The 20,938-nt window shown below is 59.9% G+C and carries 17 protein-coding genes; 8 read left to right on the top strand and 9 right to left on the bottom strand.

Translation table 11 applies throughout. The annotated features are described in order from the left end of the window. From CRI93_RS07310 to CRI93_RS07275, 8 genes are all read right to left on the bottom strand, one after another. On the bottom strand, positions 1–124 hold a 124-nt coding region (locus tag CRI93_RS07310; protein ID WP_245850365.1), incomplete at its 3' end, for a GTP-binding protein. 65 nt (positions 125–189) lie between these two features. Further along, the gene (gene fusA / locus CRI93_RS07305) at positions 190–2,295 is read right to left on the bottom strand and encodes an elongation factor G (protein WP_098061969.1); all 2,106 of its coding nucleotides are present in this window, start codon (positions 2,293–2,295) and stop codon (positions 190–192) included. A 105-nt stretch (positions 2,296–2,400) separates the two neighbouring features. Next, positions 2,401–2,871, bottom strand: a complete 471-nt coding sequence (gene rpsG / locus CRI93_RS07300) for a 30S ribosomal protein S7 (protein WP_098061968.1) — start codon at positions 2,869–2,871, stop codon at positions 2,401–2,403. Positions 2,872–2,940: 69 nt separating this feature from the next. After that, complete coding sequence (gene rpsL, locus CRI93_RS07295) at positions 2,941–3,315, bottom strand: 30S ribosomal protein S12 (RefSeq protein ID WP_098061967.1); 375 nt, start codon at positions 3,313–3,315, stop codon at positions 2,941–2,943. A 407-nt stretch (positions 3,316–3,722) separates the two neighbouring features. Next, positions 3,723–5,747: an ATP-dependent zinc metalloprotease FtsH gene (ftsH, locus tag CRI93_RS07290; protein WP_098061966.1), complete on the bottom strand. Its 2,025-nt coding sequence runs from the start codon at positions 5,745–5,747 to the stop codon at positions 3,723–3,725. Positions 5,748–5,875: 128 nt separating this feature from the next. After that, positions 5,876–8,479, bottom strand: coding sequence for a tetratricopeptide repeat protein (locus tag CRI93_RS07285; RefSeq protein ID WP_098061965.1), 2,604 nt, complete (start codon positions 8,477–8,479; stop codon positions 5,876–5,878). Positions 8,480–8,586: 107 nt separating this feature from the next. Next, a complete protein-coding gene (pyk, locus tag CRI93_RS07280) occupies positions 8,587–10,020 on the bottom strand; it encodes a pyruvate kinase (RefSeq protein WP_098061964.1) in 1,434 nt (477 codons plus the stop codon). Positions 10,021–10,175: 155 nt separating this feature from the next. After that, a complete protein-coding gene (locus CRI93_RS07275) occupies positions 10,176–11,294 on the bottom strand; it encodes a site-2 protease family protein (protein ID WP_098061963.1) in 1,119 nt (372 codons plus the stop codon). Positions 11,295–11,634: 340 nt separating this feature from the next. Between CRI93_RS07275 and CRI93_RS07270 the strand changes: the two genes are divergently transcribed. The 4 genes from CRI93_RS07270 (at position 11,635) to CRI93_RS07255 (ending at position 16,026) form a co-directional block, all read left to right on the top strand. Beyond that, a complete protein-coding gene (locus tag CRI93_RS07270; protein WP_098061976.1) occupies positions 11,635–12,195 on the top strand; it encodes a PAS domain-containing protein in 561 nt (186 codons plus the stop codon). Between the two features lie 255 nt (positions 12,196–12,450). Then, positions 12,451–14,028, top strand: coding sequence for a class I adenylate-forming enzyme family protein (locus tag CRI93_RS07265; protein ID WP_176521758.1), 1,578 nt, complete (start codon positions 12,451–12,453; stop codon positions 14,026–14,028). Continuing rightward, the gene (locus CRI93_RS07260; RefSeq protein WP_098061961.1) at positions 14,025–15,542 is read left to right on the top strand and encodes an HAL/PAL/TAL family ammonia-lyase; all 1,518 of its coding nucleotides are present in this window, start codon (positions 14,025–14,027) and stop codon (positions 15,540–15,542) included. The genes CRI93_RS07265 and CRI93_RS07260 overlap by 4 nt, the downstream gene beginning before the upstream one ends. After that, positions 15,535–16,026, top strand: a complete 492-nt coding sequence (locus tag CRI93_RS07255) for a DUF427 domain-containing protein (protein ID WP_098061960.1) — start codon at positions 15,535–15,537, stop codon at positions 16,024–16,026. The genes CRI93_RS07260 and CRI93_RS07255 overlap by 8 nt, the downstream gene beginning before the upstream one ends. A gap of 62 nt (positions 16,027–16,088) precedes the next feature. Here the strand turns inward: CRI93_RS07255 and CRI93_RS07250 are convergent, their stop codons facing one another. Continuing rightward, entirely contained in the window at positions 16,089–16,757 is a 669-nt protein-coding gene (locus CRI93_RS07250; protein ID WP_098061959.1) for a cell wall hydrolase, read from the bottom strand. Between the two features lie 336 nt (positions 16,758–17,093). Here CRI93_RS07250 and CRI93_RS07245 point away from each other — a divergent pair, with 336 nt between their 5' ends. The 4 genes from CRI93_RS07245 to otsB all read left to right on the top strand — a co-directional run bounded on the left by CRI93_RS07245 (position 17,094) and on the right by otsB (position 20,851). After that, positions 17,094–18,311, top strand: a complete 1,218-nt coding sequence (locus tag CRI93_RS07245) for a 4-phosphoerythronate dehydrogenase (RefSeq protein ID WP_245850385.1) — start codon at positions 17,094–17,096, stop codon at positions 18,309–18,311. Between the two features lie 75 nt (positions 18,312–18,386). Beyond that, positions 18,387–18,644 (top strand): hypothetical protein, encoded by a 258-nt coding sequence (locus CRI93_RS07240; protein ID WP_098061958.1) that lies wholly within the window; start codon positions 18,387–18,389, stop codon positions 18,642–18,644. A 49-nt stretch (positions 18,645–18,693) separates the two neighbouring features. Then, positions 18,694–20,058, top strand: coding sequence for an alpha,alpha-trehalose-phosphate synthase (UDP-forming) (locus tag CRI93_RS07235; protein ID WP_098061957.1), 1,365 nt, complete (start codon positions 18,694–18,696; stop codon positions 20,056–20,058). 91 nt (positions 20,059–20,149) lie between these two features. Beyond that, positions 20,150–20,851: a trehalose-phosphatase gene (otsB, locus tag CRI93_RS07230; protein WP_098061956.1), complete on the top strand. Its 702-nt coding sequence runs from the start codon at positions 20,150–20,152 to the stop codon at positions 20,849–20,851. Positions 20,852–20,938: the final 87 nt, after the last annotated feature.

The following is a 20,938-nucleotide window of genomic DNA, read 5'->3' as shown; positions in this document are numbered from 1 at the left end:
CGCCAACCTGCTCGGCCAGCACCTTCGTAATCGCCGCCGTCAACGTCGTCTTCCCGTGATCAACGTGCCCAATCGTCCCGATGTTGATGTGCGGCTTCTTCCGCTCAAATACCTCCTTCGCCATAACTGGTTACCTTGGTGTTTCGTGTCAGTGTGTTGATCTGTGCGCCGGTGCTGAGCCGTTCAGGCTTATGCAGCAGCGTCGACGGTGTCTTCGTCCGTAATCTCTTTTGCGATGTCTTTCGGGACCGGATCGTAGGTCTCGAACTGCATCGTGTAGATGGCGCGCCCCTGCGTAATTGAACGCAGGTCGGTCGAGTAGCCAAACATTTCGGAGAGTGGTACAAGCGCGTTGATGACTTGTGCATCATTGCGCTGCCCCATCTTTCCAATCTGGCCGCGACGGCTGTTGAGGTCACCAATCACATCGCCCATGTATTCATCGGGCGTGATGACTTCAACTTTCATGATCGGCTCCATGAGCACCGGGTTCGCGCGGCGGGCCGCCTCGCGGAAGCCCATGCGCCCGGCAATCTCAAACGAGTTCTGATCAGAGTCAACGTCGTGGTACTCGCCGTCGTAAAGACGCACTTTCACACCCTCCATTGGATACCCGGCAATCGGGCCCTGATCGAGCGAGCTCTTGATGCCCTTCTCAACCGACGGGATGAACTCACGCGGGATGGCGCCGCCTACGATTTCGTCTTCAAACTCAAAGCCAGTTCCGTCTTCGTTCGGCCCGACCTCCATGTAAACCTCGGCAAACTGACCGCGTCCACCCGTCTGCTTTTTGAGCACATAGTGCTCGTCGACCGTAGCAGTAATGGCTTCGCGATAGGCCACCTGTGGGCGACCTACGTTTGCTTCCACCTTAAACTCACGCTTCAGGCGGTCCACAATGATTTCGAGGTGCAACTCGCCCATCCCCGCAATCAGCGTCTGACCGGTCTCTTCGTCGGTCGACACGTTGAATGTCGGGTCTTCTTCAGCGAGCTTCACCAGGCCACTCGTCAGCTTGTCGCGGTCGGCCTTGGTTTTGGGCTCGATGGCGATCCGGATGACCGGCTCGGGGAAGTCCATGGACTCCAGCACGACGGGGTCGTCTGGATCGCAAATAGTGTCGCCTGTTTTCAGGTTCTTCGGTCCCACTGCAGCGGCGATGTCTCCCGCCCGAACCATGTCCACGTCCTCGCGATCGTTGGAGTGCATGAACATCAGGCGCCCAACGCGCTCCATCTCGTCGGAGGTTGCGTTGTACACCTTGGTTCCGGTTTCGAGCGTACCGCTGTATACGCGAATGAACGTGATCTTCCCGACGTACGGGTCGGTGGCAATCTTGAAGGCAACCGCACTAAACGGATCGTCTTCGTTTGGCCCACGCATCAGCTTTTCGTCCTTGTCGCGCGGGTGGAATCCTTCCACCGGCGGCACATCTTGCGGACTCGGCAGGTAGTTTAGCACACCGTCGAGCAGGCGCTGTACGCCTTTGTTCTTGAGCGCGGTACCCGCAAAGACAGGGGTAATGTCGCGCTCCAGCGTGGCAGTACGCACCACCTTGCGGATCTCTTCGGCAGAGATCTCTTCGCCGTCGAGGTACTTCATGAGGAGCTCGTCGTCGTATTCGGCGACGGCCTCCAGCATGCGGATGCGCCACTTCTCGGCCTCCCCTTTCAGGTCGTCCGGAATTTCCATGACGTTCCAATCCATCCCCTGCGACTCTTCGTCGTAGATGACGGCTTTGTTCTCAATCAGGTCGATTACGCCGCGAAAGGTTTCGCCTGCGCCAATGGGGTATTGCAGCGGAATAGGGTTCGCACTCAGGCGATCCTCCATCATACCGACAACATTTTCAAAGTCGGCACCGGTGCGGTCCATCTTGTTGACGAACGCAATGCGCGGCACATTATATTTGTCCATTTGACGCCACACCGTCTCCGATTGCGGCTCTACGCCGCCCACAGCACAGAAGAGTGCAATCGCGCCGTCGAGCACACGCAGGGAGCGCTCCACCTCAATGGTGAAGTCAACGTGGCCTGGTGTGTCAATAATGTTGATGCGGTGGTCGTCCCAGTAACAGGTTGTAGCAGCACTGGTAATGGTGATGCCCCGCTCCTTCTCCTGGTCCATCCAGTCCATCTGCGACGCCCCTTCGTGGGTCTCCCCCATACGATGGATGCGTCCCGTATAGAACAGGACACGCTCAGTGAGCGTGGTTTTGCCCGCATCAATGTGCGCGGCAATACCAATGTTGCGAGTTTTGTCGAGCGGAAAGCTCTCGTTGCTTCGGGTAGCCATAACAGATCTATTGTTGCGTACTCGGGGGCCGCACAGGCCCAGTGCGTGAACCAGTTGGCGCGCCGTAGTGGCAGGCCAGCTGGCAGCGGAAATATCCGCAGTCAGTCAGAAGCGGAAGTGGGCAAAGGCCTTGTTGGACTCGGCCATCCGGTGCGTATCGTCCTTCTTCTTAACGGCACCACCTTCGCCTTTGGCTGCATTCACCAGCTCGCTAGCCAGGCGGTTCACCATGCTTTTCTCTTTTCGGGCTCGCGCATACTGGATGATCCAGCGAAACGCCAGCGTAACGCGCCGCTCTGGGCGCACCTCAATGGGCACCTGGTACGTAGCGCCACCAACGCGACGACTGCGCACTTCAACCAGCGGCGCCACGTTGTTCACCGCCTTCTTGAAGACCTCAATGCCTTCTTCGCCGGTGCGCTCTTCGATCACGTCGAACGTGTCGTACACGATGCGTTGCGCCAGGCTTTTTTTGCCGTCGCGCATGATCGAGTTCACAAACCGCGACACCAGATCGTCGCTATAGATCGGGTCGGGGGTGGTTGTGCGTTTCTTTGCGGCCTTGTCGCGAGCCATAACACCTATGCATTGTTGAACAAACGAGCCGACACGCACCCCTGTGGGGCACGGGTTGCTCTTCTACAGTTAACTACGGGGCTTCTTCGCACCGTACTTCGAACGACCCTGGCGGCGATCTTCCACACCAGCGGCGTCGAGTGCACCACGCACAATGTGGTATTTCACACCCGGCAAGTCTTTCACACGTCCCCCGCGCACCAGCACAATCGAGTGCTCTTGCAGGTTATGTCCCTCACCAGGGATGTAAGCCGTCACTTCGTTTCCGTTCGTGAGGCGCACACGCGCCACCTTTCGGAGCGCCGAGTTCGGCTTCTTCGGCGTTGTGGTGTACACACGAGTGCACACGCCACGACGCTGCGGCGAGTTTTCGAGAGCAGGCGCTGTCTTCTTCTTTGGTTTTGAAGAACGCCCTTTACGAATCAGTTGCTGTATTGTAGGCACGGTACCGTCGCGGTTAGTCGATCACATCAGCGCATGCCGCGCAAAGGCGGCCCACCTGTCTTCACAGGCTAAAGGTATAAGGAAGCAGGGTCTGGGTGTTCATGAACGACCGCAAAGAGATCGTTAAAAGAACGAAATCCGAGTGCATAGCTTCTGCACCTCTTCCTAAACCCTTCTATTGATACATACCAGTGTACCAACTTGTCTTTTCGGTACGTTCACAAAAAAAGGCGAGAGAGCCTCGCCTCGTGTCTTTCGGCAACATACCTGGCACAAGCGGCGTGTTGGCCTGTGCCATTTGCACATCTTGTCGTAACTTGTCCGTGCTTGTTGGGTTTCGCCGCTTTGTGTGCTCCGTGTGCATTCTGACCTGTCTCCAGCTTGACACGCCCCACTCAGCAGTCATCTTAGCGTGACGGGTCGTCTTGTCGTGCACCAGGCTGCGGTTCGGCGGGTGGTTCGGGCGCTGTGTCACCCTCGCTCTTCATAGGCACGTAGGTGCCGTGTGGACGCTCTCCAAGCAGGTCAACCAACTCATTCGGACCGAGCACTTCCTGTTCAAGCAAGGCCTCGGCCATCGTATCCAGAAGCGACCGCTTACGCATGAGCAGGGCATGGGCGCGGTCGTGCACTTCTCCAATCAGGGCGCGCACCTCCTCATCTACCATCTCCGCGGTGGATTCGGCGTAGGGACGTTCAAACATTGGGGTGTCGTTCTGGCCCGACTGGTTGAAGCTAACCTGTCCCACACGCGCGCTCATTCCATAGTCAACAACCATCGCGTAGGCCATTTTGGTGATGCGCTCCAGGTCGTTCTGTGCTCCGGTGGTAACATCGCCAAATACGATCTCTTCGGCCACGCGCCCGCCAATGGTCATCGTCATGCGGTCGAGCAGCGCGTTACGCGAATAGAGATACCGTTCTTCGGGGAGGTGCTGTGCGTATCCCAACGCCGAAAGTCCACGCGGCACAATCGACACCTTTACAACGGGATCGGTGTGTTCTAAGAACCACCCGGTGATGGCATGCCCGGCTTCGTGGAATGCAATGACCTCGCGCTCCTCAGGAGCAATGATCTTGTTTTTCTTCTCAAGCCCTGCGACCACGCGGTCGATCGCCTGCGCGAAGTCGTCCATCTGCACGCATTCCTTTTCCTTGCGTGCGGCCAGGAGAGCAGCTTCATTGCACACATTCGCGATTTCTGCCCCGGCAAACCCCGGTGTTTGACGTGCTAACACGTCCACATCAACGTCATTGCCCAGCAGAAGCGCTTGCACATGTACGGTAAAGATCTGGGCGCGGGCATGCCGATCGGGCTTATCCACCATAATCTGCCGATCGAAGCGGCCTGGCCGCAAGAGGGCCGAGTCGAGCACGTCAGGACGATTCGTGGCTGCGATGATAATGACGCCCTGATCAGAGTCAAAGCCGTCCATCTCCACCAGCAGCTGGTTGAGCGTGTTTTCGCGCTCATCGTTACCGCCGGGCATGCTGTTACCGCCGCGCGTACGCCCTACCGCATCCATCTCGTCGATAAAGATGATGCATGGGGCTTTTTCCTTGGCGCTCTTGAACAGGTCGCGCACCCGCGAGGCACCTACGCCCACGAACATCTCGACAAAGTCGGAGCCCGATATCGAGAAAAAGGGTACGCCTGCTTCCCCGGCTACGGCTTTTGCCATGAGTGTCTTGCCTGTACCAGGAGGGCCCACAAGCAGCACGCCCTTGGGCAAGGTGCCACCCAGACGCGTAAAGCGTTCTGGATCGCGCAAGAAGTGGACAATTTCAGCGACTTCTTCTTTTGCCTCGTCGAGGCCTGCCACGTCATCGAACGTGACCGATTGCTCTTCGGAGGCGTCGAACAGCTTGGCCTTGCTCTTGCCAATGTTCAGCATCTGCGAGCCTGGGTTCATGCGCCGAAACAGCAGCAACCAGACCACAAGGATAGCGCCAAACAGCAACAGCCAGAACAGTGTGCTGTCAAGCCAGCTCTGCTCGGTGCGTGCCGTAAACTCGACCTGGGCTTCTTGTGCAGCCTGCTCGGCATTATGCGCACGCAGGAAATCGGTAAGCTCGTGGTCTTCGGGCTTGGTGGTCAGGAACCGGCGCGCCTCGGCCTCGGAATCCTCCAATGCGCCCTCATCGGGCACCGGCACGGCCAGTGTCACGGCACTATCTGCCACAGCGGTCTGTGTGTAGCGCCCCTGAACGCGGCGGTCGTTGACCACCTCAACGCGTTCCACATGGCCGGCTTCCACATAGTCGAGGAATGTGCTGTAGCTAATCTCTGCCGCATTGTCTTGCCCCCAGTACAACAGCAGATGGATACCAAGCCCCAGAAAGACCGCAGCATAGATTCCGTACAGGATGCGCGAGGATGAGCCCTCGGCATTGTTTTCTGGACGGTTTGGGGTGTCGTTTGGTGTGTTCATGAAGGGATGGGAATACACAAAGACTCACGCAGCAGCGGCAGGCAACCATACGCCTAAACCGGCCGGATCAGGGCAGCCGGACTGAACCACAATCTGAACGGTCCAGTTCCGTTATGTTCGTGCTTATGTTACGTATCATCTTCGGAGGACGACCGGGGCGTAGGCAGTGTGCGCTCGGGCGCTGAACGCGTACCTGGAGGGGTCGACTCCGATTCGGATTCACGCGAATCTGTGGGTTCGCTTCCAGAAAGAGCTTCAGCTAATCGCGCTGCGCGCTGGGACTGAGGCGCATCAGGAAATGATGTCTGTAAATGCTGCATCAGCTTACGAAGAGCCGGATAGGCCTCGGCACGCCGCGTGGCATCGTCTGCAATGCCCTGTGTTGTGTCGGCGGCTGCGTCAGGGGGGGCGACCTGCGGGGGACCCGACTGCTGGGCGGGGGCGCTGCGGGGGGCCGCCTCGGGAGAGGAGGCTGTCGCTGTATCAGAATCTGCCGCGTCAATGTTAAGCGTATCTATCGCACGGCGCAGCGCCTGCTGGGCGGCGGTACTATCGCGGCGATGCCACGACAGGTAGGCTTGCCCCATTGACCAGAGCGCACGCGGCGCCACAACGGTATCGGCGCGATACGTACGCGCTACTTCCGTGAGACGGTCAAGACCTGCACGCCACTGCTCCTCCTCCACCAACGACCGCGCCTCTTTGTACGCCTCAAACGCTTGCTGCGTGCTGTCGGGAGCGGGCGAGACGGACCTGCCGAGGCGAGCACGCGCCCGGTCGGCAAACGGCGAATCGGGGTTGGCACGAATTAGCGATTCGTACTGGCCGTCTGCTGCGTTGGGCTGCCCCGCCGCTTCGAGCGCCTCAGCACGAGCGTAGACGGCTCGTTCGTATACCGGATGGTCCGCAGCTTCCACCAGAACGCGCTCGTACCACACAAGAGCCGAATCTGGCTGCCCGATGTTTAAGAAAAGCGCGTTGCCCAACTCGTACCACGCCCAGGTGCGTTCGTCTCGCATGGCTTCCTGCTCCGCCTCGGTACGAGGCACTGCGTCCACATCCACCAGGGATTCGCCGTCTGACGCAGCCCCGCCGGATGGGCTATCCTCTTCAGCGGAGGGAACGTCGGCGCCCTCTGTGGCCTCAATTCGGCCTGCATCGGTGACTGTAGGCGCCTGGGCTTGGTCTGCGTCGGGTGTGATGTCTGCAATGCGCCAGAACGGCTCGCGGGGCCGTGTGCCCCATCGCTGCTGAAAGCTGCGCTGTCCTTCCTGCACACGCTGCGGACTCCGGTGAAAGAGAAACCCGGTCTCTTCATTGGCGGCCTCAGCAGCTATCGTGGACGCAGGCCCCCTTTCATCTTGCCCTTGCACTCCAGGGCGCCGCGTTGTCTGTGCAAAGCCATTGGAATCTGCATCGGTATCTTCGCGTTCGTTGGCTTCTTCTGCTTCCGCCTCGCGCTTCGCTTCTGCAATTTCCTGAATGCGTTGCTGAAACGCCTCTTCGGGCAAGCTGCCCAGCGCCAGAAGCGAGTCGTACCGGGCTACGCGCTCTTGCTGCTCAGCAACAGCCCCATAGCGCTCAGCGAGGTCCTGGACATCCGGCAGCGTTGTAGGAGGCGCAGGGCCGCGTTGCTCCTGGTTATCTGGACGCGACGCTGTGGTTGCCGACGAATCAAAATACGCTGCAGCCCTTCCGTAGTCGCGCCAAACATCGCGGTACATCACAGCCATCTGGTAGTACGCACGGCTCTGCAGATCTCGCCCAATGGGTTCTTCGCCGTGCAGCAGTTCCTGGTAGGCCTGCCGAGCCTCGGCGGGCCGCTCTTGCAAAACATGAAGATAGGCTTCGAGAAGACGCAGAGCGTCGCGCTGCTCTAAGTTTCGGTCGTTGCGCGAAAGGAGATTAGCGCGCTCCACCAAGTCGGGGTTGGTACTGGTTTGGGCTTGCGCACGCAGCGCGCTCATCTCCCCCGCCAGGGCCACCTCAAACTCGCGCGATTCGGTTGCCGCCCGGTAGGCGCGGGCCGCAGCGGCATAGTCGTTCCGCTTCTCAAAGATCTGGCCGCGTAGCAACTGAGCACGCGTTTCCTCTCTGCGGTCGAGGTCGCCCTGCAAGGCGTTATCGAGGGCCGCAAGGGCCTCTGGCCAGGTTGCCTGCTCGGTACGCAATTCTGCTGCAACGAGCCAGAGCTGGCTACGCCACGGATCCTGCACATCGTCGCGTTCCAGACTTAAACGCACATGCTCGGCAGCGCGCTCAGCATCCCCCTGACTGACCAGCGTGCGAGCCAGCCAGAACCGTGCTTCATCAGCCCGCTCGTTGCCTAACGCTATGATCTCGTTGAACTTTTCGGCTGCAGCGCCGAACTCGCTTGTGTAGAAGTACGACTGCCCGATGAGCATGAGGGCATCGTCGACCCACTTCGACTGCGGGTGCTCGCGTAGGACATCGGCACTGCGATCGATGGCCGACTCGAACGCGGCCTCGTCAACGCCTCCCGATGGATCAGGGAAAATGGATGCAAAGCGGCTTGGGTCGAGGGCATGACTCTGGGCCTGCACCGACTCCATCCCTCGGGCAAAGTCTTCTTCAGCGTTGTAGAACGTATTGTAGAACGCTCGGAAGTTGTCAACGCGGCTCCCAACCACCGAGGTGGGGGAGCAGCTGGAAAGCACACCGGCTACGAGAATCGCACCGATGCCTGCCGTAAGCCAGTGCCATGTCGACATAGAACGCAGCCCGGCTTGTGGACCGGGACTTCCTCAACGAAAGCAAACCATAACGGGGCTGCAGCTTGAGGGCTGGAGCTACAGGGCAAACGCCACTTCGCTGCAGGCTACTTGATGCGGCCCACATGCACCATGTTTGTGCGCCCTCGTGCGGGAAGTGGCATGCCCGCCGTCATAACCACCAGATCGCCCGGCTCCACGAGCTCGCGATCGCGCAACACGCTGTGCACGCGGGCAATGCCACGATCGGTATCTTCTTGGAAGGGAATGTAAAAACTCTTTGTTCCCCACAATACCCCCAGTTGGCCGACCACGCGCTCGTTATCGGTAAAGGCGTAAATGGGCATACTGGGGCGGTGGCGGGCAATCGAACGGGCCGTAGCACCTGAGTTAGTCAGGCACGCGATGGCTTTGGCACCAACCTGTTCAGCCAGCCGACATGCCGTGAAGCTGACCGAATTTGTGACGCTCTCAGTGTGCTTCAGGTGGTCGGGCACCTGCGAGAGCGACTGCCGCGAGGTTTGCCAGTGCGACTCGGCTTCCTGGATGATCTTATTCATCGACTCCACCACCCGCACCGGATCGTTCCCTACCGCTGTTTCGCCGGAGAGCATAACCGCATCGCTGCCATCGAGCACGGCGTTGGCCACATCGCTGGCCTCGGCTCGCGTGGGACGCGGGTTTTCGATCATGCTTTCCAGCATCTGTGTTGCCGTAATGACCGGCTTGGCCGTAGACAGGCTTTTGCGGATCAGGCTCTTCTGCGTACCGGGCACCTTCTCCATCGGCATTTCGATGCCCAGGTCGCCCCGCGCCACCATAATACCATTCGTTTCCTTCAGGATGTCGTCGATCTGACGCACGGCTTCGGGCTTCTCGATCTTCGAGATGACTGCCACGTTTTTGTCGGCCTCACGGATGCGTCGAGTCAGCGCCTCCACATCGCTGCGCGTACGCACAAACGAGAGGGCAATCAGATCTACATCCATCTTAAGCCCAAACTCAAGATCTCGGATGTCTTTTTCAGTGAGCGACGGGGTCGAGGTGCGAATGTTGGGCAGGTTTACTCCTTTGCGGGACCGCAACGGCCCTCCTTCTACCACGCGCGTCACAACATCACCGCTGCTGGTGATGTCCGTAATTTCAAGCTCAAGCAGTCCGTCGTCGAGCAAGATGCGCCCCCCCACATCGGCGTCTTCAGCAAGTGTGTCGTAGTCGATGCGCACGCGCTCGGTGGTGCCAATGTCGAGCGGTTTGTTGGTGAGCGTAAGGGTATCGCCTTCGTCGATGAAGACGCAGCCGTCTTTTACGGTACCTACGCGGATTTTCGGGCCCTGAAGATCTTGCAGGATAGGCACTACGCGGCCCTGTGCATTAGCAGCCTCACGCACCATCCGAATGCGCTCGGCATGCTCCTCGTGGCTACCGTGGGAAAAGTTCATGCGTGCCACGTCCATGCCCGCAGCAATGAGCCGTTCGATAGTTTCCGGGTCGTTGCTGGCCGGACCCAGTGTAACAACAATTTTCGTACGACGGTCCATGAGGGCGAGGCGATTGGTTGAAAGAAGCCAGTGCGAACAAAAGCTATCGATTCAATTGACGAACCGACAGGGCGTTGCGTTATGTGTTTGCGAATGAAAGCGCTACCGGGTAGTGTTCGCCCCGGCCTGGGTCCGATCTGTTGCTGAATACGTCGCTACGCACTTCCGGGGAGCTGCGTCGAGGTTGGCGACTCATTGGCCCCGAGCGCCGACCGCACCATGAGCAGCTCGCCCACGTTTTCGAGGGAGAGCAGTCCCACAAGGCGCTCGTCCTCGACTACGGGCACCGTGGTGCAGTCAGAGGTCTGCATAATCTGGAAGGCTTCGTCCAGCGTCGTGCTGGGTGCCACGGTTACGCATGGACCGGTAGCCACATCGGCAGCCCGGTGGCCACGTCCGTGCATGCGCAGTGCATCCACAAGTTGCTGTCGGCTGAGCATCCCCTCTACGCGCCCATCGTTAACGATCGGAAAGTCGTGGTCGGTCCCGGCGAGCAGTTCATCCACCGCATCGCCCAGGGTTGCATTGGCAGAGAGCGTGCCAAAGCGCGTCATCATAGCAGCGCGCACCAGGGTGTCGCGCGCCACGGCTCGAAACTCGGCGTGTTGCGACTCTTGCTGCGCCCCAATGTACACGAAGAGCGCAATGAAGAGCAACACAAAGTTGAAACTGACGATTCCCACAAACCCGAATAACACTGCCATGGCTTGCCCTACCCGAGCCGCCGTGCGAGTGGCCTGGGCATAGTCATAGCGCAATGCCAACAGTGCACGCAGCACGCGCCCACCGTCCATAGGAAACGCCGGAAGCATATTGAACACCGCAAGTCCGAGATTTAGCCACATCAGGGTGGCCCCGGCGTGGGTATCGATCGAGTAGGCCGCGCTGATGTCTATCGGCGTATCGGCAAGCACAAGCCCCACAGCCAGTACAGTGGCAATAGCTACGTTAACGAGCGGCCCAGCTATGGCAATCCAAAACTCTTTGATGGGCTCTTCAGGCAGACGCTGCAACCGCGCAAGGCCGCCGATAGGATAGAGCGTGATGCTTTCCGTGGGCACCGAAAACCGCTTGGCCATGAGTGCATGACCCAGTTCGTGTAGCACCACACACCCAAAGAGCCCTGCCATAAGCCCCATAATATGGAGCGTTGTAGCCAAGCTCTGGCCCTGATAGTACAGGAATGCGGCAAGCCCTGCCACCAAGAGCAGGAACGTCCAGTGGAGGAACAAGCCAATGCCTGCTACCGAGCCAATGCGAATTGATCGGTTCATGCTCACACTGCGCAGCACATACGCCTCAACGAAACAGAAACTAAGAATATAGACGGCAAAAACACCCCGACATGCACACTCTGCGGATGCGTAACGCGTCACTGAAATGCGACGTTTCTCGCTTACTTGCGATATGCCTCGCAGAAGCATGCCCCACAAGAACGGCGTGGGCCCCATCATGGTGCAATATTATGTTGTAACAGGGAGGCAAAAGATGGATACATAAACCCATACGCGCCTGGCATCTGCTACTCCCTATTGATATTTGCGACTCCAGTCTGTATCGTCTTAGCGTACCGTTACAGCACGTTTACCCTCTACACGTATCCGCAGTATGCGCATGGCTTCTTCTCCTGACGAATCCAGCCCCTTAGATGCCGATGAGCAGGCGACCTCGCTCAATGGGGAGGCCCACGACGAGGCCTCCACCTCTGCGTCCTCTGCAGATACGCACGCGGCGTCTTCGTCCCCCGAAGAGGCTCCTGCTCCCCCCGAGGCCTCCGACAAAGACGCTCCGTCAAGCGAGCGCGTTGACCTCACGTTTCAGGGCGACGACCTCGACCCCAAACTCGGCAAAGCGGCCCCCAACGACCTGAACCGCGCAGACTTCGGCATCATCAAAATCGACGATGACGGGCAGATTCTCTTCTTCAACCAGTACGAGTCGGAGCTCAGCGGCGTAGCTCCCGAGGAGGCCGTCGGCAAGAACTTCTTTACCGAAATAGCCCCGTGCACCAATAACCGCCTGTTTCGGGGGCGCTTTAAGAAAGGCCTCCGCAAAGACAATCTCGACGAGACGTTCACGTATACATATACGTACCGCATGCGTCCTACGCTCGTCACTATTCATCTCTACCGCGATTCGCGCGGCGCCAACTGGATCATGGTCCAGAAGTTTTAGGGTAACGTCAGGGAGGTGGCACGGAGTCCTCGCACGGTGCCGCCTCCTTGTGCGAAGCAGCTCCTGTACGCCCACTGCGCGGAATCCATTGGCGCTCTTCCACCTTTCCCATGTACGTCGTTATCGCCTTTGCGACGCACAGGGGCGCTGTGCGCCCTGCGAAACTACTGTAACATTGAAGCAAACCGCTTCTTTTCGTCGAACGCACGTTGCCGTATGGCACGTACACATGCCATACCTGCATGCTCTGTTCTTGTGCTTACCCATCGCTTCGCCCTCTTTGTGATGTCGTGCTGCCCCCGTTCTTCTCCGTCCTCTTCGGGCAACTGCTCTGACGCCCCTCGCACGGCGCGTGCCCCCCGGATTGAGCACGCGTGCCGCGCGGCACTACACGACGCCAGCAACGGAGTACCAAACGCCTGGCACGACCTCCTGTACGATCGCCTGCGCGATCAGGCCGTACCTGCTTTCATTGACGACAACGCTATTACACCAGCTGCCTCTGTATGGACCGGGTCGCGGCTCTGGGTGCAGGCTTTTCGCAGTGCCAACCTGCAGGCGGGCGACCGAATCGTTATCGCAATGCCCCCGTCTGCTGCATTCGTGCAGGTGCTCGTGGCCGCGCTCTGGCAGCGCCTCACCATTGTGCTGGCTCCACCTTCGGCCTCGCCCGAGCTGGTACATCAGTTGGATGCGCGTGCCTTTATCCATCCAGACGCCGATACCCCGCACGCATGGGTGCCCGATGGATGTGCAGGACCGCTCGCCCCTCCTGAGACGCTCCGCTCCGCAACCACCCCCTGCACCCCCGAGGTCCGCTTCTTACTCCGCACCTCTGGTACCACGGCAAACGCCCACTGGTACGCCCTCTCCGATACCAACGTGCTCTCGGTACTGGCCAGCCACCTGCCCTACTTCAAGCTCAAACACAGCCGCGTGCTCTCGGTCTTGCCGTGGTCGCATGCGTTTGGGCTGGTGCTCGATCTTCTTCCCGCTCTGCTCTCTGGTGCCGAAATTATTCGTGACCCCGAAGGCGGACGCTCGGCTGCGTCCCTCTTGGAACTGCGCGACGCATGGGGGGCCACTCATCTTTCGGCCGTTCCGCTAACCATTCGGCGCCTGCTCAACCACGACAGCGGACAGTCCTTTCTCACCCAGCTCGCTGGAGGTATTGTAGGTGGAGCCCCTATCAGCGCCCCCCTTGCCGATGCGCTCTCGCAGACTGCACTACGAGTCGGCTACGGCCAGACCGAGGCCAGCCCGGGCATTGCGCTGGGCGATCCGGGCGTGTGGGCCCCCAACTACCTGGGCCGTCCGCTGGGCTGTACCGTACGCATCAGCGACGACGGCGAGTTGCTCTTTCAAGGGCAAAATGCCTGCATCGGGCAGTGGACCGAGGACGGCTTGCATCGGTTGGATCCTGAGCGCTGGGCGGCCACGGGCGACTGTGCCGAACGACGCAACGACGGCCTTTACTTCCAAGGCCGAACCGACAGCGCGTTCAAGCTAACTAATGGCCGGATGGTTCATGCCGGCCCCATCGAGGCCCGCATCAAAGAGGCCATCGACGATGTGCACGACGCCTTTGTGTGGAGCCCCGACGGCACCCGCCTTGCCGTTGCCTTTTGCTGGGGGGATGCCCCCCACACGCAGCGCCCCACGAACGAGGCAATACGGCCGCACCTGGGTACGCTCCGCAGACGGCTGGATACAGTGCTCTTTCTGGCGCCCTCTGACTGGCCTCAGACTCCAAAGGGCGCTGTAGATCGCGTGGCGCTTCGGCAACGCCTTGCTGACCTTGTCTCGTCCCATTCGTCTTCTGTTACCTCATGACCGCCTCGCCCCGCTCGCCACTTGCACTGGGCCCTACCGTTACGCTTACCGCTCCTGTCGTCGAGCAGTTTGCCACAACCCCGGACTGGTCGGTCGTACTCACGTCCGCAGCTAAAGACGCCTGCGCATCCGCCCGCGATACGCTGGAGGCGCTGCAAGACAACGGCACGCCCCTCTATGGCATCACCACCGGCTTTGGACCGCTGGTACGCCACGAGGGGGCAGCCTCCCCCGGAGCACGCGCACAGAGCCTTGTGAACCATCTTGCTGCAGGAACCGGCTCTTACGCGCCTCGCGCCATAGTGCGCGCTCTTATGATGCTACGCCTGCATGCCCTGGCTCAAGGCCATTCAGGGATTCGAATGGCCACAGTCCATGCGCTCCAGTCCGCGCTGGATGCCAACCTCACGCCCGCTGTTCCCACCATCGGGTCGGTTGGCGCCAGTGGCGACCTCACGCCGCTTGCGTTTGTAGCGCGCGCCCTGATGGGCAAAGGCCACTGCTTGCGTGAGGATGGCTCTCGCATCGACGCCTCCAAGGCCCTGGCGGAGGCCGACCTTGACCCGATCGAACTCGACGCGCGCGATGCGCTCGGCCTCGTAAATGGCACTTCGTTTATGACAGCATATGCCGCGCTGGCCTGCGCGCGAGCCCAGCGCCTCTGTGCCTACGCCGAGGCTCATACCGGATGGGTCTTTCGCCTGCTGGGCGCCTCTCTCGATCCGCTTGCGCCCGATTTGCACGAAGCCCGAGGGCACAGCGGGCAGATACAGAGCGCTGCCAACATTCGCTCTGCTGCGCAGTCAGGAGACGCCTACACGCCCCTCGACGAACGCCCTTTGCAAGAGATCTACTCGCTGCGCTGTGCCCCACAAGTGCTCGGGGCCTGCCGCGAGCAGATCGACTACGCGACGCGCCTGATTGAAACGGAACTCAACGGCGCCTCCGACAACCCCTTGCTGTTCAACAATCCGCCTCGTGTGTACCACGGCGGCAACTTTCAAGGGCAGCAGGTCGCGTTTGCCTCCGATGCGCTCAGTGCAGCACTTACACAGATCGGAGTGCTCATAGAGCGACAGCTTGACTTGCTGCTTACCCCCGCCCAAAACGGCGGCGCGCCGCCTCTCTTGGCGTGGACGCCCGGCGCAACACACGGATTTGCTGGCGCGCAACTCACCGCTACCGCGCTTGTCGCCGAGCTTCGGCAGCGTACGCAGGCCACGGCTACGTCTTCTATTCCTACCAATGGCGGCAACCAGGATGTCGTTTCCATGGGGACGCTGGCAGCCCGTACCGCGTACGAGCAAACGCCCCACGTGGCCCGCATTCTGTCGATTCATGCACTGGCTGCTCTTCAGTTGCGGCACCTGCAACACGCCGACAAAGCCCAGGGCACAGCGCCCACACCACCCACGCACTGGCCAGCGATGGATCCCCTAAAAACCGACCGTCCTCTGCACGACGAAATCAACGCATTCGCCGACACGCTGCTTGCGCCCCCTGCTCATGCCTAACAGAATCGAACCCGGTCCCAACCAGGAATCGGTGTGGGACTACCCTCGCCCGCCCCGATTGGAACGCACCGACGCACGCATCCGCGTGGTATTCAACGGTACTACCATCGTGGATACGACGCAGGCCTACCGCGTCCTCGAAACGAGTCATCCGCCCGTATACTATAGTCCGCCTGACGACATTGCTGAAGGCGTTCTGCAACACGCCGGGCGCACCTCACACTGCGAGTTTAAGGGCCGCGCTCAGTACTACGATGTGGTTGTGGATGCGGAGCGTGCGCAGCAGGCTGCCTGGACGTACCCAAGCCCCACACCGCGCTTTCAAGATATGGCGGGATACGTTGCATTCTACGCCCATCAAATGGACGCCTGCTATGTTGACGACGAACAGGTCGATGCGCAAGCAGGATCGTTCTACGGCGGTTGGATTACGAGCCGCGTGGTAGGTCCCTTCAAAGGCGGCCCCGACACTATTGGCTGGTAGCCACGTAGCGCCTGGACTGCCCTGAAAAAGGTTATTCTTAATGATGCTCTGGCTTAGCCGGGCTACGACAGATTTGCGTAGAATCGGAAACGCCATTCATCCAGCGAAATTTCCCACTGGGGGTCGACCTTGTGGCTTTGATTCGCCCAGTGTGGAAACTGATGATACGGCATCGATATCTGACTGAAGAAGTGCCGTGTAGAGATATGAAACGGACGATAGGCGCTGTCGGCATGGCGTACGTAGTAGGCCACGTGCAGGGCCTGCTGCCAGCTGTCGAGCGGCGTGTCGGGCTGCAGGTTCATGTAGAACGAGCGTTTGCCCGATCCATAGTTGAACGCACTAAACTGGCTCGGGTCAAGCACCACGTCCCGATATGTCGACTGGTCGCGGTATTGCGTTTCCACGCGATTACGTACGACCCACGCTACAAGCTCTTGCTCGTGTGGCTTTTTGGTTTCAGAGTAGACCGCACGGGCCAGCCAGAGGGTGGCATCGTCGACCTCAGGTAGGTTCTGAATGGCCGGACGCACCTCATTGGGTGAGGCCCCATACGCTGCTTCAAGCAGCTCGTGCGATGCATCATCAGTCTCTGGAGGCGCCCCTCCTGCTTCTGCATCCTCGGTCAACGAGGCCGCATGCGCCGAGAGATCGGGCGTGCCGGTCGTTACCATGAAGGCCAAAGAGGCACAAGCAAGTCCAGTAGAGGCGATTTTTGTATATGTGTTCATGCAACAATGCTGCTGTGGGCAGAATCCGAATGCCTTGCCACTGCAGGAAAAGCAGTAGATGCGTGCTGTGGTATTTTGAAACGAATGCTTACGTATTTGCACCGCATCGTACAAGGCAAGGCGGTCAACAAGACCTACAGAGCAAGGTTTCCACTCCGTGTTTTGCCCAAGCTCTTGTCAATGAACGACCTAAATTGCTTCACTCAAAGTTAACGAATCAAGTTTTTCGATAGTTAGCGGTGCTTTAATGCGCTGTTGGCGCAATCTTGAAAGTGGTGACGCATCAGTTTTCATCTGACAATATGTGTACTTTTTACTCAAAGCGCTTTCAGTACTATGCCGGACTTGCCCTCCCTCCGTATCCTGGCCGACGAAAATATTCCTCATGTGCATGAGGCGTTTGGTACCCTGGGCACCGTAACCTTAACTCCTGGACGCGCCATATCTGCATCGGATGTACAAGCTGCTGATGTGCTGCTCGTCCGCAGCGTAACCGAGGTGAATGCTTCGCTCATCCAAAACCATGCACTTCAGTTTGTCGGGTCGGCCACCATTGGTACCGACCATGTGAACCAGGCCGCCTTGAGCCAGCGTGGCATTCCGTTTGCCCATGCCCCCGGCTCAAATGCCGACAGCGTAGCCGACTACGTACTCACGGCCCTGCTGCATCATGCCACCCGCACCGGCACCGATCTGCCTACGCGCACGGTAGGGGTGGTTGGATGCGGCAACACCGGACGCCGGGTGGCACGCCGCTGCGAAGCGCTGGGCTGCCGCGTGCTTCGCAACGATCCGCCGCGTGCCAAAAACGAGCCTGAGCATGCCGACCAGTTTGTGTCACTGGATACGCTGTTGCAGAAAGCAAACATCATTTCGCTGCATGTCCCCCTCACCACCGGCGGCCCCCATGCCACACGTCATCTGTTGGATACAAACGTTGTAGCCGCCATGCAGCCCGGCACCTGGCTGGTGAACACCTCGCGTGGCGCTGTGGTTGAGGCCAATGCAGTGCGGCACGGACTGCGCGACGGGCCCATTAGCGCCCTCCTGTTCGACGTGTGGCCCGGCGAGCCTGCTCCGGCCCCAGACTTGATTCGCGACGCTGCCGTTGCAACTCCACATATTGCAGGCTACGCCTACGACGGCAAAGTACGGGGAACGCACATGCTGTACCAGGCGCTCTGTGATGTGCTGGATCGTCCTGCTACGTGGCAGCCCAACGAGGTTTTAGCTGCACATGCCCCCGACACCTGGCACCTGGCCCCGCCCAGTGCCCGCTGGCCCCGTACCGAAGCCTGGCATGCGCTCGCGCAGCAGGCCTACACGATTGCCGACGACGACCGCCGCATGCGCGCCCTTGCTTCGCATCCGCCCGAAGAACGCGCCAAGGCGTTTGCTGACCTGCGCCGTACATACCCCATCCGCCGTGAGATGAACCGCTATGCTGTTGCAGCAGACAGCCTTTTGGCTGAATGGCACCAGCCCGTATCGGCAGGACTTACCATGCAGCTTACCGTGCCCGGCGCAACCTCTTCACACATGCGTTCCACTTGAAACGAACGCCTCGCCCAACTGCAGGGTATGGCCAGATGTCATTCGCCTTGTTTCCCAATTGCGTCTTCTATCATTATGGATGCCGACACGCATTACCGGCAGTGGCGCTGGCAGGCCCCGCTTGGGCTGCTCGCTGTGGGCACCGGTGCCAGCATGCTGGGCCATGCCACGCTCAAAAAAGCCAACCCCGACACGCCCTCCTGGGCCTGGATCGTAGCCGGAACGGGCAGCCTCATTGTACTTAATGCTGGATTGTGTTTATTTGGGGATGCCGTAAAGCATCGCATGCACTACGAGCGGATGCACGATACCCCCGGCGAACAGACCGCATAAAGCGGCCGTCGCCGTCTCTCCGTCCTTTTGACCTGACGCACGCCCACCCGTGAGCCTCACTGTCGTTGCCAACCGCGTTCCCATCCGCCAGTCCGACGACGGCGACTGGGTCCCCTCTGTCGGCGGACTCACCACCGCCCTGCTTCCGGTGCTCCGCCAGCGCGGTGGAGCCTGGATTGGCATGGGCGAAGACCCCGCCCTGCCCGAGCGCCAACCCTTCCCCGCCGACGACCCCGACTTTACTGTACGCCGAGTACCGCTGAGCCAGGATGAGCTCGACGGCTACTACTACGGCATGGCCAACCGCGTACTGTGGCCCGTATCGCACTACATGATTCAGCACTTTGAGCCCAACCCGAGCTTCATGGAGACCTACCGCTCCGTGAACCGGCGCTTTGCAGAGGCTGTGCTCGACGAGGTTGACCGCAGCGATGAGCAGATCTGGCTCCAGGACTACCACCTGATGCTCGCCCCAAAGTGGATTCGCGAAGCCCGTCCCGATGTCACGCTTGGGCACTTCTGGCACATCCCGTGGCCGGCCATGGAGGTCTTCCGCATCCTGCCGTGGGCTCGCGAGCTCTTGCGCGGCATGCTGGCCTGCGATCTGGTAGGCGTGCATGTGCAGGAGTACGTCGACAATTTTTTGGAGAGCGCCCGCGTGCTACTGGGCGCCGACATTGACGGGCAGACCGTCCATTACAACGGCCACACTACACGCGTCGAGGCGCACCCTATCGGAATCGAGGTTGATCGGTTTAAGCAGATGGCCGACTCCGACGAGGTGCGCACCAAAGCCAAGCAGTTGCGCAAGCGCCTGGGCACTGAACACATTGTCATTGGCATCGACCGGCTCGACTACACCAAAGGCGTACTCTCGCGGCTGGAGGCTTTTGAGCGCTTCTTGGAGAACAACCCGGCCTACCATGGCACCGTCAGCTTCTACCAGATTGCCACGCCCAGCCGTACAAAGGTCGACACCTACCAGCAGCTCAAGCGCGAGGTGGATGAGGTTGTAGGTCGCATCAACGGGCAGTTTGCGCGCGATAATTGGGTGCCCGTCAACTACCGGTACCGTACGTACACGCAGTTTGAACTGTGCGCCTTCTACCGCGCTGCCGACGTCGCGCTTATCACGCCCCTCCGCGATGGCATGAATGTGGTGACGCAGGAATTCATCACGGCCAACCAGAACGGCGTGCTCATCTTGAGCGAGCTTACTGGTGCGGCCTACCTCTTGCCGGAGGCGATCCAGGTGAATCCCTATGACAGAGATGGACTGGCCGCCTCCATTCGCACCGCGCTTGAAATGAACCCCGACGAGCGCACCACCCGCCTCAACGCGCTCAAGTCCACCGTCGAAGGTCTCGATGTGCAGCGCTGGGCTCGCGGCTTTCTGGATGCGCTGCATGCGTAGCTGCGCTCTACGCTGTGTAAGGGCGTGGGATACTCCTGCCACCGCCCCACCACCATTCTTGTCCGCTCTCCACTTGTCTTGCCTGCCTGCTATGGACACTCCGCCACGCGTTGACAACCCGCTCTTTTTCCTGGATTACGACGGCACGCTCGCTCCCATCGTTGACGATCCCGACGCCGCGTACCCGCATCCTGAAGTGCCTGGTGTGGTGCAGAAGCTACGCGATCGCTTTCCGCTGTGGATCGTAACGGGCCGCGACCTGCGCAGTCTGGGACGGCTCTTCCCGGCCAACGCCCCCGCCATTGGGCTACACGGCGCACAACGCGGCTCCACAAAAGACGCCGATCCGCCCGCCTTCAACGAAGATACCCTGGCGGCGCTCTCGCAGATGCAGAGCAAAGTCCCCTCCGTCGAAGGGCTGCATCTGGAGTCGAAGCCGCCCACCTTTGCGGTGCACTATCGCCAGGCCCAAAACCCTGAAGATGCCCAGCGCCGCCTACAAGCCTGGGTCGATACGGCTCCCGAATTCCTGGAGGCCATCTGGGGCAAAAAGGTCGTAGAGCTGCGCCACCGCGAGCACACCAAAGGCCGCGCCGTCCGCGACATTGCCGCCGACCATCCCGACCGCGTTCCTATCTACATCGGCGACGATGTGACCGACGAAGACGCCTTCGAGGCACTCGCCGACATCGAAGGCGCTTGCACCATTAAAGTCGGCTCCGGCGACACCGTCGCCCAGTACCGGCTGCCCGATGTGGATGCCGTCGTCGCGTATCTAAAAAGCTATCTGTAGACCACTCCCGTGCCCGAAAGACGGAAAATACCTGCGTGTGTCGTGCCCTCGTTTTCGTGCGTGTAAACAAGCCGCAATACGTACGCG

This window comes from Longimonas halophila (assembly GCF_002554705.1).
Classification (GTDB): domain Bacteria; phylum Bacteroidota; class Rhodothermia; order Rhodothermales; family Salinibacteraceae; genus Longimonas; species Longimonas halophila.
This window is presented reverse-complemented; position numbering and strand designations above follow the sequence as displayed.